Genomic DNA, 15,325 nt, shown 5'->3' on the forward strand with positions numbered 1-15,325 from the left:
GAGCTTGACTGAGATTCCAGGAAGTGCGATTCTCTAGTTACCACACGTAGAGAAGGCTTCCGGAAGTGATTTCGGGGCCTTTTTCTTTGCCATTTTCTCTCTGACCGCAGCTAGCGGCCTGTTGTTTGATCCTTTTCCTCCTTTTGCCTATCTTCAAACTCTCGATACAGTTCATCCAGTTTAGCTGAAACGAACTGCGCAAACGCGGGAACGACCTTGTCTTCGAAGATCAACGTCGTTGTAGCCTTGTCCGTCTGGATGCGCGCGCCGCGCTTACCCGAAGGCGTTTTCCATTGCTCGACACGGCTACCCTTCGGCCGTGCGCTTTTGACGTCCAAGGCCTTTAGTATAAGCTGGAACCGTCCGTCGCTACCGGCTGAAGCAAACCCCTCTTCCTCAAGAATACGCTCGAGCCGATCGCCATCCTCTTCCTTTTCTAGAGCTTCAACGAGCTTCATCCAGCGTGCCCGTCCAGCTTTGGGCGCCGGCCCAATCCGCCCGACGAGCCTCTCTGGCACTCGCCGTGCGATCGCTATATATCTGCTGACATCCGATTTGTCCGAGCAAAGGGCAGCTATGATGGTCGCGCGGTCACATCCCGAATCTTCGAGATTCTTCGCAAAGAATGCCTTTTCGATAAAGGACAGGTCCTCGCGATCCAGGTTCTCCCGTCCCTGAGCCACGAAAAGCTCTTGGTCAGTAAGGCTGCGAACGATAGCACGAACCGGTCTACCCAACGCCTGCGCCGCACGCAATCGACGACGACCATAGGCGATCTGAAAGCGCCCGCGGCCTGCCGGGCTGGGACGGACGAGAATTGGCACTTGCTGCCCGTTATCTGATATCGACTTCACAAGCTCATCGAATGCGGGGTCAACATCAATCGGAATACGATCCGCTATTGGCGAGCGCTCAATTGCCTCTGGGTCGAGTTCAACGACGACATCTCCCTTTTCCAGCTGTTCCTGAAGACGACTTGCCAGCTTTGCGCCATCGGTCATTTGTTTGAGCGATGTGCCCATAGCGGAAATGGCACCCGTTCTTACCCGTTCACCAGCCTTCTCGCTTTCACCGGCGGTCGAAGTCGGCTTCTGCAGATAGAGCGAGTTGATCGCGTCCTTGCGGCTCATGAGAAAAGCTCCTGAAGAGGATCGTTGGGGCGTCGACGGTGTCCATGTTGGGAGCTCCCAACAAGTGGACCATACGCGGTAGCCATACTGTTGGGAGCTCCCAACAAGTCGCCAGCGGAGGAGGCGAGGGGGGTAGTCATGTGCGCCCCCAAGCCAATTTCATCAGGTCCTCGATCTCCCCGTTCACCATTGTCAATGACTCCATCGCGCGATCGTAGGTCGATCTCGTAAGGTTGCCCGGACCGATTTCGTAAAGGGTTTGCTTCGTCAGGCCTGCGTCCGAGATCGCCGCCGATTTCACCATCGGACTGGTCAGGACATGATCGTCGAATAGATTGCGGAGCAGCGCGACCACTTTTGTTTGGGGCGCGTCCTGAGGTTCATAACGGGTGAGCAGATAGCGCACGAAGTCAAACTTCAGCGTTCCCCCCGCATCACGCACAACGCCTAAGAGATCGCGTGTCATCAGTAAGAACTGACTCATCGACGATACATCCAGCATTTGCGGATGCACCGTCACAATCATGGAGGTAGCCGCGCACAGGCCGGCAAGTGTCAAGAAACCAAGCTGGGGAGGGCAGTCGATCACCACGACATCGTAGTCGTTCGCCACTTCGTCAATTGCACTTGCCACACGCGCGAAAAAGATCGCGCCGGCATCCGAACCACTGCCGTCTGCCAAGACCTTCGGCGTGGTATGCTCGAACTCCATTAGTTCCAAGTTACCGGGGACAAGATCGAGGCCATCAAAATATGTATGACGGATCACATCGCGCAGGGGACGACGACCGTCATCATACCGGATTGCTGCGTAAAGCGTCTCGTTGTGCCCCACATGCAGCTCGGGCAGCACGCCGAGCAGGGCGGAAAGACTTGCTTGCGGATCGAGATCGATTGCCAATACTCGATAACCCGCCAATGCTAGATATTGGGCGAGATGTGCCGATGTCGTGGTCTTTCCGCTGCCGCCCTTAAAATTCGTCACGGCAAGCACCTGCAAGTGCTCACCCTCTCGGCGGTGCGGAACAAAGTCGATTGCCTCGCGGCCGCGTGCGTTAGCTGCAAAGATTGCTCGAATTTCGTTGATGTCGGAGAGGGAGTAGAAGCGCCGGCCGTTGCTCGCAGTTTCAGGTAACGGACCGTCGCCCGCGAGAGTCATCTTCCGAAGAGTCGAGTCAGACACGCCGATGAGCTTCGCAGCCTCCCCAGACGTGAAACGGCGCAAAGCCTTACTGGCGGTTGGCGGAAACAGAGTTTCGCTGATACTCTGAAGCTGCGACCCCAAGAGCTCAGCATGCGCGCCGATAACATCATCAACGTTTGGTAGTCGCGCTCTGTCAATCTGCGCCGAAGCGTTCACGTTAATCTCTCCAATCACGTTTTTTCCGCAGAAATTCCGAATATCCGTGATGATACCCGCGAAGCGTTTACGAGCAAGGCGATTTTAGTTAACAAAACCTTAACGCGTTGCCATCCTTCGTCAGCGGAAATCTCCCGAATGCCTTTCAAGTGCCTATTTTTCAGTGCTTTATCGTCTTGGCTTCGATAGTTTCAGAACGACAACGCTCATTTTAAATTTTCGATTTGATGTGCGCTGACATCAGGGCAAAGCCCCTTAACTCAATGCTTTTTCAGACAGGTCTGCGCGAAATCGGCCCTCTTCTACCGAATCGCTATTCGAAAAAGCTCCACCCAGAAGACCCTCGCGCTGCGTGGAAAGGAGTTTGAGGGTGGGAGCTCAAGGGGTTTTCCAAATATCGTCTGGCCGGCCGCAATGACCGCGCATTACCGTGGTCTTCGCCACCTCATGGCCTGGGCCAACGAAGGCGAAGCATTCATACTTCCCGTCGTCGATGATACCCTCATTAGGATCATGCAGGAAAAGACCATGGCCGCCCGTTTTGCTCAATGAAGTCGATATAGCTGGAAATGCCAAAACCAATTCAGATTACGAGAGCACTGGCGTCCCTATTCATCGCCTTCCTTCTTCTCGGCTGCGTCGCAGATCCTTCGACGGAAGTAACCAAAGATGCGGGCCAGCAGAGAAGGGGCGGGGTGCCCTCGCTGATTAGCTTTATGACAACAGAACCGCCCGGAACAATCGTCGTAGAGCCGGATAACCACAAGCTCTATCTCGTCAAGGAGGCCAACACGGCACTGGCCTATAACGTCGCGGTCGGTCGAGAAGGCCATGACTTCTCGGGGCAGGCTGTCATAGGCAGGAAAGCCGAATGGCCGACCTGGACGCCAACAAGCTCCATGATCCGCGACCGTCCAAAGGTGAACGCACCGTTAGCCGCGGGACTATCCGGCAGCGAGGCGAATCCGCTAGGCGCTCGTGCCCTATACCTTTACCAGGATGGCACCGACACGCTCTATCGCATCCACGGCACAAATGACCCGTCTTCGATTGGAAAGTCAGTGTCGAGTGGCTGCATCCGCCTGCTCAACAGCGATGTCATTGATCTATATGACCGTGTCGGCGTGGGCACACGCGTCGTTGTCCGGCAGGAGCTAGACGAAAGTCTTAGTGAAAACTGGCATCAAATGCTCAGGATTCGTTGACACTCCGCAATTTAGCCGCTTGACTAAAGCGAGTTGTACACCTTGAACTGCATCGAATACGGGAAGTCGTCATGCCTCAAGCACGCAATTTTCTTCGCTTTACCAATGAAGCTGGCCTTGAGGGTGAAATTCATCATAACGGTACGCTGTATCATATCATTGGCGAACCGTCGGGACCTTATAACTTCCAGATGTTCGGGTATTCACCGCGCGGCCGAAAAGTCGCGATCGGCGGCATCGGAAAACGCTTCGACGCGACTGGGAATGAATATCTGCATTTACGCGTGTCACTCCCAGGCGGCCCGTTCGAAGCAGACTTGACCGATGATCCACGAACAGTCGCATTCCTGCCTCTTTCTTCTCAAAACATCGCGACGACGTCTGATACGGCGACCGCGGTTTAAACAAGCGCGCGCAAAGTGCTTCCAGCAATAAGGTCGCGGCCAATTGGCTGCGGCTTTGTCTCGAAGTCCGCCGCCATCTTTTCCCTTCGCTGTCAATGACCAAGCATCTGCAAGGCAGATGACATCTGTTGAACCGTGCCTCGGCTTCGCCTGCGGCCGCACCACCTCAACAGATGTGTCATGACAGTGAATGAAAAAGCCGTCGGGCGGGCAGCGCCCTCCCTCCTTTGCCCCCGGAAAACTTGGTTTTCCAGGGAAAAGGAATGGATGCCTTGCCCATGGCGGACCGTTGAAAACAACGCAATCGACGGAGCAAGAAATGAAGAATATGGAGCGCTTGAACTACGTGCAGTTTGACGCAACGCGGGAAACATTCGAAGGCAATATCGCATCGCTTGAGTTTGACGAAGACATTCGCGGCGTCAAACTTGACAACAACAATGAAGGCTCACCTGCATATCGCGTTTACGGCAAAACCCCGAAAGACCGGGAGGTGGAGATCGGGGCAGTTTGGCGGCGTAAGAACGAACAGGGTCAGGAGTACTTTCAGATGTCGGTGCATATGCCGGGACGCACTGTGCGGGCAAATCTTGGCAAGTATCCGGGCGAGATCGATGACAAGCTCATGTCAGTGATCTTCTGGCGCGATTAGACAGCCAAATCCAGGGCCGGCGCTTCGGCGTTGGCCCTTTGCTTCAGGGGATGAAGATCGGCCTAGAAGCCGACCTTCATGAGCGGAATACCTGCCTTGCGTGCCTTGTCGGCCAGGTTCTGGTTGATGCCATTACCGGGCGTGACGATCATCCCCTTGGGCATCATTTCGACAATCTTGTCGTTGCGCTTGAAGGGCGCGGACTTGTTGCGGTGCGCGGTCCAGTCGGGCTTGCAAACCACCTGCGCCACCTTGCGAAGTTCTGCCCATTTGGCGGCGATGAGCTCGGCCCCCTTGGGCGAACCGCCGTGGATCAGAACCATATCCGGGTACTTTTTGTGCGTCTGGTCGAGAGCATGGAAGATGGTCTCGTGGTCCTGATAGTCGGCGCCGCCCGTGAACGCGATCTTGGTGCCGGTCGGGCAATAGATTTCCTTCTCTTCGTGGCGCTTCCTGGCGAGATAGTCGCGACTGTCGATAACCGCTGCGGTAAGCCCATTGAACGAGGTCTTTGAACCAGTGCGCGGTAGCCATTCACAGCCGACGCTTACCCTATAGTGATCCGCGGCAAGATCTCGCATCGCCTCGAAGGCATTGCGCATTTCAGTCAGCGTATCCCCTTCGGCAGCTTTCCTTTCCAGTTCGACGCTGCTGATCTCACTGCCATCCTGCACAGCGATCAAGCTTCGCTGTTCGGCTTCATTGTCATCGAGCTTCTTCTGCGCTCGGGTCAGACGGCGGTGAAACACATTGGCGACGGCCCACAGCACCTCGGACAGTTCGTCTTCCAGCCGGGTGTTGGTGAACATGGTTTCGAGGCTTTCGAATATGCCGGCGACACCGATCTCAACAGTCTCTGCGTTGGGAAGAGGGCGGTAGTCGTGCTCATCGCCGTTCGGGCGGTAGCCAAAGAGGGCGATTTCTTGGAGGAGGTGCGCGGTCGGGCTCTGCGGCTGCTGAACTTCGGTTGTGTAGGCGTTCATCGGTTCGTCCTCTCGTTTTCCTTGCGGTTTGTATGGGGCGATAAAAGAACCGAAAGGGCAGGGCTGACACCCGTAGGGCCGAGCGCAAGCGCTGGACCCCAACCGAAAAGAAAAGGGGAGGGTCCACCGAAGGTGGAAACCGCTTTTGTTGAGAGGCGGGGTTGTCCTTTGTCCTGCCAGCCGCCTTTGCGGTCGGCTTTCGGTTCATCGCCAAAGCCATACAAGCCGCTACGGAAAACGACTTGTCAGGCGAGACCGCACGCCGGCCAACCGTTATGGCATGCGCAGACTGGCCCATGGTACCGGCCTGGTGATCGCCGCCATGATCTGCCGGTTGAGGTTTTCCCGCAGGATCTGCCTGCCGAACTTCCGCAGATCGTCGTTGAAGTCGTCGAGCGTCGGCACAAGATCGACCACCTCGATGCCTCGTTCTTCGGCCCGGCTGCGCAACTGGCGGTTTGCCAGTTCGCCGGCATCATCGTTGTCGCGGCCGATGAACAGCCGCGTGCAGCTCGATGGCGGATCGAACAGAGACAGATGCGTTGCCGTCAGACAGGCTGCCAGCTCCGCGCCCGGATACACCGAGCCGATGGACAGCACTGTTTCAATGCCTTCTCCGGCGATGATGTCACCGCCCGCCTTGCTTGAGTGAAACCGCACGGCGTTGCCGTAGAGCTGGCCCGAAACCCGCTTGGGTTCGGCGATGCGCGCGACAGAGTTGTTTTTCAGATCGAGCCAGGTCCGCGCACATGCCATGACCACGCCGTCATTATCCGTCACGGCCGCCAGCATGGCAGGCAACTGCCGGGACTGACCGTCCTCATCGCGGAAGAAAACGCGGGGATGATACTTGAGGGCTGGCCCGAAGCGGCTGATATCTCGCCCGCGCAGATAGCGCTCTACGGGCGTATCCTTGAACAGTTTGCCGTAGGAGAAGAGCTTTCGGCCGGATTCGACCTGATCGAAATTGGAGGGTGGCTTCTCTTGATCGTTCCCGGCTCGCCCAAGATCAGCCGACACCTCCGGGAGATTCAGGAAACGGCGGGCTTCCTTGCAGGTTTCGGAAAAACTGCCTGCCCCGACGATACTCTCCAGCAGATCGAGAAGATCACCATATTCATGGGTCGCACGATCGGCCCACTTGCCAGCTCTGCGCGTGCCGGCGTCTTGAAGACGCACGGCCATGGATCTACCGGGGTCACCGTACTTGTTCCCCACCTGCCAATAGTTGCCCGCCCGCCGACCGGCGGGCAGATAGGTACGGCAGAACTGTTCGGTTCGCGCAGCGAGCTGATCGGAAAGTTGGGAGGCAGAAATCATGTCCACCTCTCCCTGACTGCGACGATCTTCGTGCCTTCCAGCACTTTTGCGAGAACGCTTTCGTCGTCCGGAACGAAAAGGCGTGTCTTCCATGCGATGGTCTCCGTGTAGCAGCCAAGCGCCTTGAAAGCTTTCACATCCCCCGGTTTGAAGTCTAGCATCTCGATGCGGTGGCGATCCATCACTTTCGACCTCCGAAGCTTGATTTTATTGGACAATGTGAATTGGGCATTGCCAATGAGGAGGGCTTGCAGCACCTCCTCGGGATCAAGCTTGATGGCATCCGAAACGCCAAGCTGAGCCGCGAGATTGACCGCATCGATATGGGTCAGCATGCGGCCGAGAACACGCTCTCCGTCCTCGGCAATGAGGCGGTAGACCTGCGTGTTGGACTGTGGAAGGTGCTGCCAGATTGGCAGCAGAAGGCCGGCCACAATCGTGATCGTCGATGTGTCGAATTGCGGGATGCTCTCGACCTTGGTTGCCCATGCCCTTTCGAACGCAGCGCGCTCGACGGGCTTCCAGCTGGAATCCGCCAGCCTCGATCGGTGCATCGCCTTTTTAAACATCGGCTGGATCAACTGCACACGCCGGATCGGATCGCCCGCTTCGGTGAACCAGGTCGCCGATGGGATAACAATGGCAGCGTCGCCGGTCTTCTTGTCGAGATAGGTTTGGGCGTCAGGCTGACGCTCCATGAACCGGCGCGCATCGTCGAGCGTCATCGGTTTGTTGCGGGTCAGCCTCTCGATCGTCAGGATGTCGGTCTTGCTGTGACCGTGTTCGTAGATCGGCACGCGCTTTTTGACCATGAAGCGTTCACCCGTGAGCGTCTCAAGGCCGACCTCATAGGTGCCAGCCTCAATCGCCTCTTCGACGATCCCGTCGAGGATTTGGGTGAATGCTTCAAACACCGTGTTCTGCATAGCAATCGTGAGCGCCAGGCAGCGATTGAGAAACTGGCTGATCGGGGGCAGGGTTTCGCGTAGCGACCCGTCATGATCGGTCAGCGCCAGACCGGTCACCTCCTCGAACTTCGTCAGCGAGCACGACGGAATCTTGCCAGCATAGAGCTGGCTGAAGAACCGGCGCAATGCAGCGCGGGCGTAGTCGCTCTCCAGATTGTCTTCCGGTCGGAACATATTTTGACCGCCAGTCTGGCGCTGACCTTTGGTGATGGCGCCAAGACTGTCGAGGCGACGTGCGATCGTGGACAGGAACCGCTTCTCGCCTTTCACATTGGTCGCACAGGGGCGGAACAAGGGCGGTTGCGCCTGATTGGTCCTGTGCGTGCGTCCAAGCCCCTGAATGGCCGCATCCGCGCGCCATCCGGCTTCAAGCAGATAATGGACACGCTTGCGCCTATTCGTCGCTGCAAGATCGGCATGATATGAACGGCCGGTCCCGCCGGCGTCCGAGAATGCCAGTATTTTCTTGCTGTCGCCCATGAACGCATCGGTTTCGGAGTAGTTCGACGATGCCGGACGGCGCTCCAGTTTCATGCGCCCGTCGCGCGTCTTGACGATCCGGCGCGAGCGGCCGGTGATTTCGGCCACCTGTTCGGTCCCGAAATGGCAAATGATCTGGTCAAGCGCCGACTGAACGGGAGGCAAGGCGCCAAGATGCTCGATGAGCTCATCACGCGCTTCGAGCGCTTCCCGGCTGACAACCGGATTGCCGTTTGCATCGTGAACCGGGCGGGAGCGCAGTTCCCCGTTCTCGTCCTCGAAGGCTTCGAATAGCTGGGTCGGAAAGGAGCTGTTGAGATAGTCCAGCACATATTCGCGGGGCGTCACGTCTACATTGAGGTCGTTCCACTCCGATGGCGGGATTTCCGCGATACGGCGCTCCATCAGCGCCTCGCCGGTCGAGACGATCTGGACGACGGGCGCATGACCATCATCGATGTCCGCCTGGATCGCCCGCAACACCGAAGGGCATTTCATCGCGGTGATCAGATGGTTGAAGAACCGCTGTTTGTTGCCCTCGAACGCCGATCGCGCGGCGCTTTTGGCGCGCGGATTAAGCGTTGCTCCGTCCGCCGTGATACCGACGGCTTCCAGCGCCTTCTCAAGGTTCTGGTGAATGATCTGATACGCGTTGGCATAGGCGTCATAGATCTCGGTCTGTGCCTCGGTCAGCTCATGTACGAGCATCTCATACTCGACATCCTTGAACGAAAGCAGGCGAGCCGTATAGAGGCCAAGCGCCTTCAGGTCGCGTGAAATCACCTCCATGGCGGCGATCCCGCCGTCTTCCATGGAGGCGATGAAATCGGCCCGCGTGCTGAACGGAAAGTCGCCGGTCTGCCAAAGGCCGAGCCGTGAGGCATAGGCCAGATTGCTGACCGTTGTGGCTCCGGTCGCCGACACATAGAGCACGCGCGCGCTCGGAACGGCATTCTGCAGGAGAAGCCCGACGCGACCCTGCTCCGATGGCTTGCGTTCGCCGCGCTCGCCTTTGGCGCTAATGGCATTGGCCATTGCATGGGCCTCATCGAACGCGATGACGCCATCGAAGTCATGACCGATCCAGTCGAGGATCTGAGCAAGGCGGCTTTTCTTGTCCTGCCTGGCCTGGCTGCGCAGCGTGGCATAGGTCACGAACAGAATGCCCGGCTGCTCCGGGATTGGCCGCCCCTGGGGAAAGCTCGAGATCGGGATAATATCGGCGGGCGCGCCACCGAGCGCCTGCCAATCGCGCCGGGCATCCTCGATCAGCTTGTCGCTGCGGGAAATCCAAAGGGCCTTGCGACGGCCCTTCAGCCAGTTGTCGAGGATAACGGCGGCAACCTGTCGACCCTTACCGCAACCGGTGCCATCACCGAGAAAGAAACCGCGCCGGAACCGTGTACTTTTCAGGACGGTCTTCGAGGCGTCCTCCGGCAGCGCTTCGACAGAAAAGGCGCTGGCTTCGGCCTTTGCGGGCTGGATCGACGCAAAGTCATCGACCACATCGTAAGTGCCTTTCAGAAACGTCTCGTGGGCCTCGCCGGCATAGATCACGGTTTCGAGCTGAGGGGCTGACAAGACGCCATCGGCTATCAGCTGCGCTGGAAGGCGGGGCCGATAAGAAGGAAGCGGGGCCTGTACGGACGCCATGGCGGCCGACTGGACCAGTTCGCCGGGATGCGGCTTGGCGTGATCAATCGCGATCGTCTGAACCTCGTAGGGCTCATAGATTTCATCCGAGCCCTGACCGCCCGCGCTCATGTCGTCGCGGGCCTGATAGGCAACGTCGCAGATCTCGGCGTTGTCCAGGGGATGCGCTGTCGAGGTTTTAGCGGTCGCGCGTGCCTTGGCGCGAATCTGTGCCAAGGCAGCTGCGGGCGGAGCAGGATGCGGCGTTGTCGAGGAAGTCGTCGTTGCCAACCGGGCAGGGCAGTGCTCAACCACAATGTCCAGCAGCTCGCCCGCGGTTTCGCAGCGCGCGAACTCCAGCGGTTCGACCGACTGCGGCACCTTGTCGAACACGGTCAGGCGCGTTTCGACGGTCGTGCCATGCCGGGCATAGGCTTTGCCCGAAATCGAAGCGGTGAAGACAACTGAAGCCGCTTGCTGCAGGTCGTCGAAAAACGAGCGCCACGAATGCGACTGCGCCGTAAAGGAAGCGCCGGAAATCAACACAAGGCGGCCGCCAGGGCGAAGTCGGGCGAGGGCAGAGCGCAAATGATGCGCGGTCGCGGCCCTGTAACGGCGAGTGACGCCCGGGGCGGCCGAAAAGGGCGGGTTCATGAGAATGACCGACGGATCGACCGACGGGTTGAGCCGGTCATGGATTGTGCCGGCATCATGGCGGGTAACGTCTGATCCGGCGAACAGCTCAGTCAGCAAGGCAGCGCGCGTTTGCGAAATCTCGTTGAGATGTAGGTCTGCGCCGGCCATGGCGGCGAAAGCAGCCAAAAGTCCCGTGCCGGCCGATGGTTCGAGAACAAGGTCGGCGGCGGTGATCGCCGCCGCACGCGCGGCGGCGAACGCCAGGGGCAGGGGAGTGGAAAATTGCTGAAGGGCCTGAGATTCATCGGAACGGTTCGTCTGGCTCGGCGACAGGCTGGCGATGGTCTCGAACATCGTCACCAGTTGCTGCGGCGTCTTCGCCTGCTTGCACATGGTGGCGCCGTATTTTTGCAGGAACAGAACCTGGGCGCATTCGGCGGCCTCATAGGCGTGCTTCCACAGCCAGGTTCCGTCCGTATCGGAACCGCCTGATGCTCGCTCCATGGCGTCTCGCAACGCAGATGACGAGATGCTGGTCCCGCTTTCGAGGATCGGCAACAAGATCCTGGCTGCGTTCAAAATGGCGGCAGGATCATCGGTGACGGGGGTTCCGGTCGTAACGGCTTCGACGATGGTCATGGGGATCTCCGGCTTGGTTGACGGTTGAGACCTCCCCTTTCTCTGTCCTGGGAAGGTTCAAACCTTCCCGGTCCCCCTCTTGCTTTTGGCTTCGAAGGCAAACCGCAACATAGAAAAAGCCGCCCGGTTGTTCGGACGGCTTTTGACTTGTCGATCTGGGCCGATGCCTATGCGGCAAGCACGCTACGCGCTTCCGTCAGGCAGTCAGCCATTGTTGAAAACCCCCAGCATGAATCGATAACATCGTCGGCGTCGCCCAAAATCTCAAAGCCGCAAAAGTCTCCGCGAAGATAGGCATCGTAGACATCCACTTCCGCCCGCAAAATGTCGAGCGCGCGCTCGCGCATTTTTGAGGATAGCCGCTTGGCGCTGAATTCAGTCCTGGCGCCGTCGATCGTGACGAAAACGTATCCGACCTGGCCGCTGTCCCACGGGCAGGAAAAACCAGTGGTGTTCATCGTCAGGCCGCTATGATCATAGAGGTAGAGCGGCAGGAAGATCGCGTTACGCAGAGCGCGCTTTTCGATCGCTTTCAGATCGAAAGGCGCTTCATCGTCATAATCGGCAAGAGCGATGAACAGCTCCTGATTGTTGCGATAGCTGTGCTTGTCTCCAAGGTTATAGCGGTGATGCCAGCAGGTCATCGTGCCCAGCGTGTCGCACTCGACACGCGGGTTCATCGGATCGGGGTCGGGAATGATCCGGAGTGTCTTGTCATTGACTGTTTCGCGGTGCAGTTCAAACATGCCGTGCTCCTTGTTCAGATACACGGCGAAAGCGCCGCCCTCGAACATTGAGGCGGCGCCAAAGAACGGGCTGTCAGTCCAGCCAGTTTTCAACCTGGAGACCGGGCACCCGAAGGAATTCGCGCGTATTGGCTGTTACCAGCACAGCATCGACAGCCAAGGCATGGGCTGCAATCAGCAGGTCATTTGGACCGATCGGCGTACCGGCTGCTTCGAGGCCTGCTCTGATGCGGCCGTACCGGGCATGTGCTGGCGCACCCAATGCGAGTATTTGCATGCCGCCAAGAATGGCCTCGACCTGGGCTGTCAGCTTGGCAGATCCCTTGCGTTCGCAGCCATAGCATAGCTCAGCCGCGGTGATAATGCTGACGCAGATCGTATCCTGCCCGACATCAGCGATATGGCCGACGACGGCGCCGGCCGGATTACGCGCGAGATCCGACACGATATTCGTGTCGAGCATGTAAAGGCGGCTCAAAGGTCGATTTTCCTTGCTGGCAGCAGGGTCTCATCGACGTCGGGAAGCTGGTCATCAGGGCCGAGCGGCTTCAGTCGCGCCAGAATGTCCAGAAGATTTTTGTTTGGGGCAGGTTCGATCACAAGTCGGCTTCCCTCCCGATGTATCAGCACACGGTCGCCCGGAAGTTCGAAATCGGCCGGGATACGAACCGCCTGACTCTTGTTGTTGCGAAACAACTTGGCTTCACGTGCTTCGGACGCTTGGGGCTGGGGCATGATAACCTCCTGTCAAAATGTTGTATATACAGACGCATATACTAGGCCGGATCTGAGATTTCAAGCGTAGTGCGAAGCATAGCACGGCTTTCCATCCCACAAACGGGCATGAATGAAGGATTCCGGGCTGAAGCCACTATTGGAGATTCTGACGCGCCGGGCAGGACCGATGAAGTGATCGGCATATGGAACGACATGCTCGGTCAACGGCGCCTCGTTTTCACTCGACGCGTCGAGCGATCCGATCGGCCGGACCTCGGCCATGGATTTGCCGATGACCTTTGTGACCTGCCAGAAATCGACGTTCGTCTGATCATAGCCCCAGGATGCAACGAAGATATGGCCGATCTCGATGCCGGCATTGGACGGCCGATAGCGCGTCCTGCTGGCAAGCATCCTTCGGCGGTCCTGGAAGCCCTCTTGGATCCGCTTCTCGCGCGCTTCCGGACTTTTGAACCAGTAATGCCAGTCGGGGCGGGCACGCTTGCCGACGAACAACTTGGCGCAGAGCCTGCCGCGGTTTTCGAACAGATAGGCGACGGCATCGGATTCCGGATCGGAACGCACGTCAGCACCTTCGGGAATGAAGTCTTCTCGTTTCGGTCTGTAAGCTCGCATGGGTTTTGTCTCCGTATCGAACGGCGGAGAAAACAACTTTCTCGCTCTTGTTTTCCGTTCACGGAAAAGACGGCCGCCCTCTAACTTGAGAGCGACCGTCCCCCGGAGACCTGGTGGTGATGGAATCTATTCAGCGGCGGCTTTCAGGAACGCCGGCAGCACATCGGGTTCCGGGTTTTCGACCTCGCCCTGCGGCTGCTCATCAGAGCTCTCGAAGGCCATGCCCTCGGGCAGCCAGCGCGCGGTGCGCTTGGCCGTTTCCGGATCGATGCCGACCCGTTCGTCAGCCCCCTCCCGGAAAGCTGTCTCCATCGAGGCGGCCAGCGCATCCTTCTTGAAGTCGCGGCGCTCATCAGCCCATTTCTGACCGATAACCTCCGCGGCGACGGAAAGGGCATGCTTTTTCGGCACGCGCGACCAGTAGTTTTTCGCGTCCGGACGCCAGCAATATGCAACATCAGTGCTGCAACGGCGGCCGATCTCCTCAAGAACCGGCGAGCTATGGTCGTCGTTGGCCAATTGCTGCTGAACAGCCTGCGCCGTCGCCCAGGCGAACAGCGCCTGCTTCTTTTCCATCGGCAGCGCCGACATCGTGATGAAATCCTGCGGACTCTCGAGCGAGATCCACGACAGGTCGAGCGTGTTCTTGATTTCCTCAAGCATGGCAGCCGCGACCGTATCCTCCAGATATTCACGGCTCTTAAAGACCTCCGCCTGACGCATCGAGATATCGATCGGCGCGGCGGCATAGGCGATGGGCAGGCGGACGATCATCGAATAGAGCATCGCGTCGAAGGCAGTTTGATAGTCGCTGGCAAGGTGGGCCTGCAGGTTCTGATGCCGGATCGCACGCAGATCCGCCGAAAGCGAATTCGACACGCCAGCCTCCTTGCGTTTTTCTTCGGCCGACATCGTTTCAGAGCCGCCAGAGCGAACCTGCTGCCGCTTGTCGTCCGGATGCACCAGACCGGTCTCAACCCTCAACGCTCCGCGATGATCGATGGACACAACGCAGCCTGCCCGGGCGCGCTGTTCATCGGTGTATTCCGACCGCTTCACGTCTGCGGATAGCGCCTCCAGATCGTTATGGAGTTGATCCCAGCGCGCCTGCACCTCGTCGGTCCAGGCCTCCTCGCCGATCTCCTCCATCTGCTCGATCTCGCCGTTCAAGGCATCGAGCTTGGCCTGATCCTCAGGGGCCGGCTCGACGGGGAGGGGGTATTCGCGACCATAGCGCATATATTGGTCATAGGTGACCGAGAGATGCACATCGACCCATTTCCACTTTCCCGTCAGCTTCTCCGCCTCCGCGTTCAATGCCTCGGTCGCCAGACGATGCAACAATGCAACATCTTCGAGAACAACATCGTCCGCTTCGGAAAACAGATCCCTGCGTACCGTTCCACCGGCGGCCGTATAAGCATCGACGCCGACAAATTGGGCGACATTATCGCTCGCCGACACTTCGTCCTCCGTAGCCAGGTGGCGAACCTGATAGGCGTTGATGCCGTGATAGATAGACTTGAGCTGCTCGAAGATCTCGACCTGACGGCTCCGGTCCTTGCAGATCGTGAACGCCGTCAGCGCATCCAGGGAGAGCTCGTCGTTGCGGAAAGCCGTGAGAAGAACCGGATCGACCTCGGCCAGTTTGAGGCGGCGCTGCACGAGGTTTTCGGTCACGCCGAACTGATTGGCGATTTCGGTGGCCTTATAGCCCTTTTCGATCATCGCCGCGAAGGCCTCATACTGGTCGGCGGGGTGCAGCGGTTAGGTTATGCGTCAAGTGTCCTTTTGGCTGGATAACGCTGATTCTAAGG

General features: G+C 58.3%; 13 protein-coding genes. 3 read left to right on the top strand and 10 right to left on the bottom strand.

The genetic code is table 11. From position 1 onward, the window contains the following. Positions 1 to 110: 110 nt before the first annotated feature. Both repB and repA read right to left on the bottom strand, forming a co-directional pair. Positions 111 to 1,130, bottom strand: coding sequence for a plasmid partitioning protein RepB (gene repB, locus V6766_RS19280; protein ID WP_448469218.1), 1,020 nt, complete (start codon positions 1,128 to 1,130; stop codon positions 111 to 113). Positions 1,131 to 1,266: 136 nt separating this feature from the next. Then, positions 1,267 to 2,490, bottom strand: a complete 1,224-nt coding sequence (gene repA / locus V6766_RS19285; RefSeq protein ID WP_448469220.1) for a plasmid partitioning protein RepA — start codon at positions 2,488 to 2,490, stop codon at positions 1,267 to 1,269. Between the two features lie 695 nt (positions 2,491 to 3,185). On the opposite strand from repA, the gene V6766_RS19290 reads away from it, so the two are divergent. The 3 genes from V6766_RS19290 to V6766_RS19300 all read left to right on the top strand — a co-directional run bounded on the left by V6766_RS19290 (position 3,186) and on the right by V6766_RS19300 (position 4,751). Next, positions 3,186 to 3,695, top strand: coding sequence for a L,D-transpeptidase (locus tag V6766_RS19290; RefSeq protein WP_448469222.1), 510 nt, complete (start codon positions 3,186 to 3,188; stop codon positions 3,693 to 3,695). Positions 3,696 to 3,766: 71 nt separating this feature from the next. After that, positions 3,767 to 4,099, top strand: a complete 333-nt coding sequence (locus V6766_RS19295; RefSeq protein WP_152534507.1) for a hypothetical protein — start codon at positions 3,767 to 3,769, stop codon at positions 4,097 to 4,099. A 190-nt stretch (positions 4,100 to 4,289) separates the two neighbouring features. After that, positions 4,290 to 4,751 (top strand): DUF736 domain-containing protein, encoded by a 462-nt coding sequence (locus V6766_RS19300; RefSeq protein WP_244435541.1) that lies wholly within the window; start codon positions 4,290 to 4,292, stop codon positions 4,749 to 4,751. Positions 4,752 to 4,813: 62 nt separating this feature from the next. Here V6766_RS19300 and V6766_RS19305 read toward each other — a convergent pair whose 3' ends face one another. The 8 genes from V6766_RS19305 to V6766_RS19340 form a co-directional block, all read right to left on the bottom strand. Beyond that, the gene (locus V6766_RS19305; RefSeq protein WP_024707754.1) at positions 4,814 to 5,734 is read right to left on the bottom strand and encodes a DUF2493 domain-containing protein; all 921 of its coding nucleotides are present in this window, start codon (positions 5,732 to 5,734) and stop codon (positions 4,814 to 4,816) included. Between the two features lie 273 nt (positions 5,735 to 6,007). Then, complete coding sequence (locus V6766_RS19310; RefSeq protein ID WP_156484763.1) at positions 6,008 to 7,054, bottom strand: DUF7146 domain-containing protein; 1,047 nt, start codon at positions 7,052 to 7,054, stop codon at positions 6,008 to 6,010. Then, on the bottom strand, positions 7,051 to 11,409 hold the full coding sequence (locus V6766_RS19315; RefSeq protein ID WP_051424146.1) for a strawberry notch family protein: 4,359 nt from the start codon (positions 11,407 to 11,409) through the stop codon (positions 7,051 to 7,053). Before V6766_RS19315 ends, V6766_RS19310 begins: the two co-directional genes overlap by 4 nt. Before the next feature lie 167 nt (positions 11,410 to 11,576). After that, positions 11,577 to 12,203, bottom strand: coding sequence for a hypothetical protein (locus V6766_RS19320; RefSeq protein ID WP_051424147.1), 627 nt, complete (start codon positions 12,201 to 12,203; stop codon positions 11,577 to 11,579). Between the two features lie 25 nt (positions 12,204 to 12,228). Then, the gene (locus tag V6766_RS19325; RefSeq protein ID WP_024709692.1) at positions 12,229 to 12,633 is read right to left on the bottom strand and encodes a type II toxin-antitoxin system VapC family toxin; all 405 of its coding nucleotides are present in this window, start codon (positions 12,631 to 12,633) and stop codon (positions 12,229 to 12,231) included. Further along, a complete protein-coding gene (locus tag V6766_RS19330) occupies positions 12,630 to 12,890 on the bottom strand; it encodes an antitoxin (protein WP_024709693.1) in 261 nt (86 codons plus the stop codon). The genes V6766_RS19325 and V6766_RS19330 overlap by 4 nt, the downstream gene beginning before the upstream one ends. 60 nt (positions 12,891 to 12,950) lie before the next feature. After that, positions 12,951 to 13,508: a hypothetical protein gene (locus tag V6766_RS19335; protein ID WP_024709694.1), complete on the bottom strand. Its 558-nt coding sequence runs from the start codon at positions 13,506 to 13,508 to the stop codon at positions 12,951 to 12,953. Between the two features lie 126 nt (positions 13,509 to 13,634). After that, positions 13,635 to 15,236 carry a hypothetical protein gene (locus V6766_RS19340; RefSeq protein WP_448469227.1) on the bottom strand — a complete coding sequence of 534 codons (1,602 nt, stop codon included), beginning with the start codon at positions 15,234 to 15,236 and terminating at the stop codon, positions 13,635 to 13,637. Positions 15,237 to 15,325: the final 89 nt, after the last annotated feature.

This window comes from Martelella sp. AMO21009, from assembly GCF_053484295.1.

Coding starts and splice junctions, on each gene's coding strand:
- V6766_RS19300 (WP_244435541.1), top strand. CDS start 4,290: ATGAAAAAGCCGTCGGGCGGGCAGCGCCCTCCCTCCTTTGCCCCCGGA.
- V6766_RS19320 (WP_051424147.1), bottom strand. CDS start 12,203: ATGTTCGAGGGCGGCGCTTTCGCCGTGTATCTGAACAAGGAGCACGGC.
- V6766_RS19330 (WP_024709693.1), bottom strand. CDS start 12,890: ATGCCCCAGCCCCAAGCGTCCGAAGCACGTGAAGCCAAGTTGTTTCGC.
- V6766_RS19335 (WP_024709694.1), bottom strand. CDS start 13,508: ATGCGAGCTTACAGACCGAAACGAGAAGACTTCATTCCCGAAGGTGCT.
- V6766_RS19295 (WP_152534507.1), top strand. CDS start 3,767: ATGCCTCAAGCACGCAATTTTCTTCGCTTTACCAATGAAGCTGGCCTT.
- V6766_RS19340 (WP_448469227.1), bottom strand. CDS start 15,236: ATGATCGAAAAGGGCTATAAGGCCACCGAAATCGCCAATCAGTTCGGC.
- V6766_RS19315 (WP_051424146.1), bottom strand. CDS start 11,409: ATGACCATCGTCGAAGCCGTTACGACCGGAACCCCCGTCACCGATGAT.
- V6766_RS19310 (WP_156484763.1), bottom strand. CDS start 7,054: ATGATTTCTGCCTCCCAACTTTCCGATCAGCTCGCTGCGCGAACCGAA.
- repB (WP_448469218.1), bottom strand. CDS start 1,130: ATGAGCCGCAAGGACGCGATCAACTCGCTCTATCTGCAGAAGCCGACT.
- V6766_RS19305 (WP_024707754.1), bottom strand. CDS start 5,734: ATGAACGCCTACACAACCGAAGTTCAGCAGCCGCAGAGCCCGACCGCG.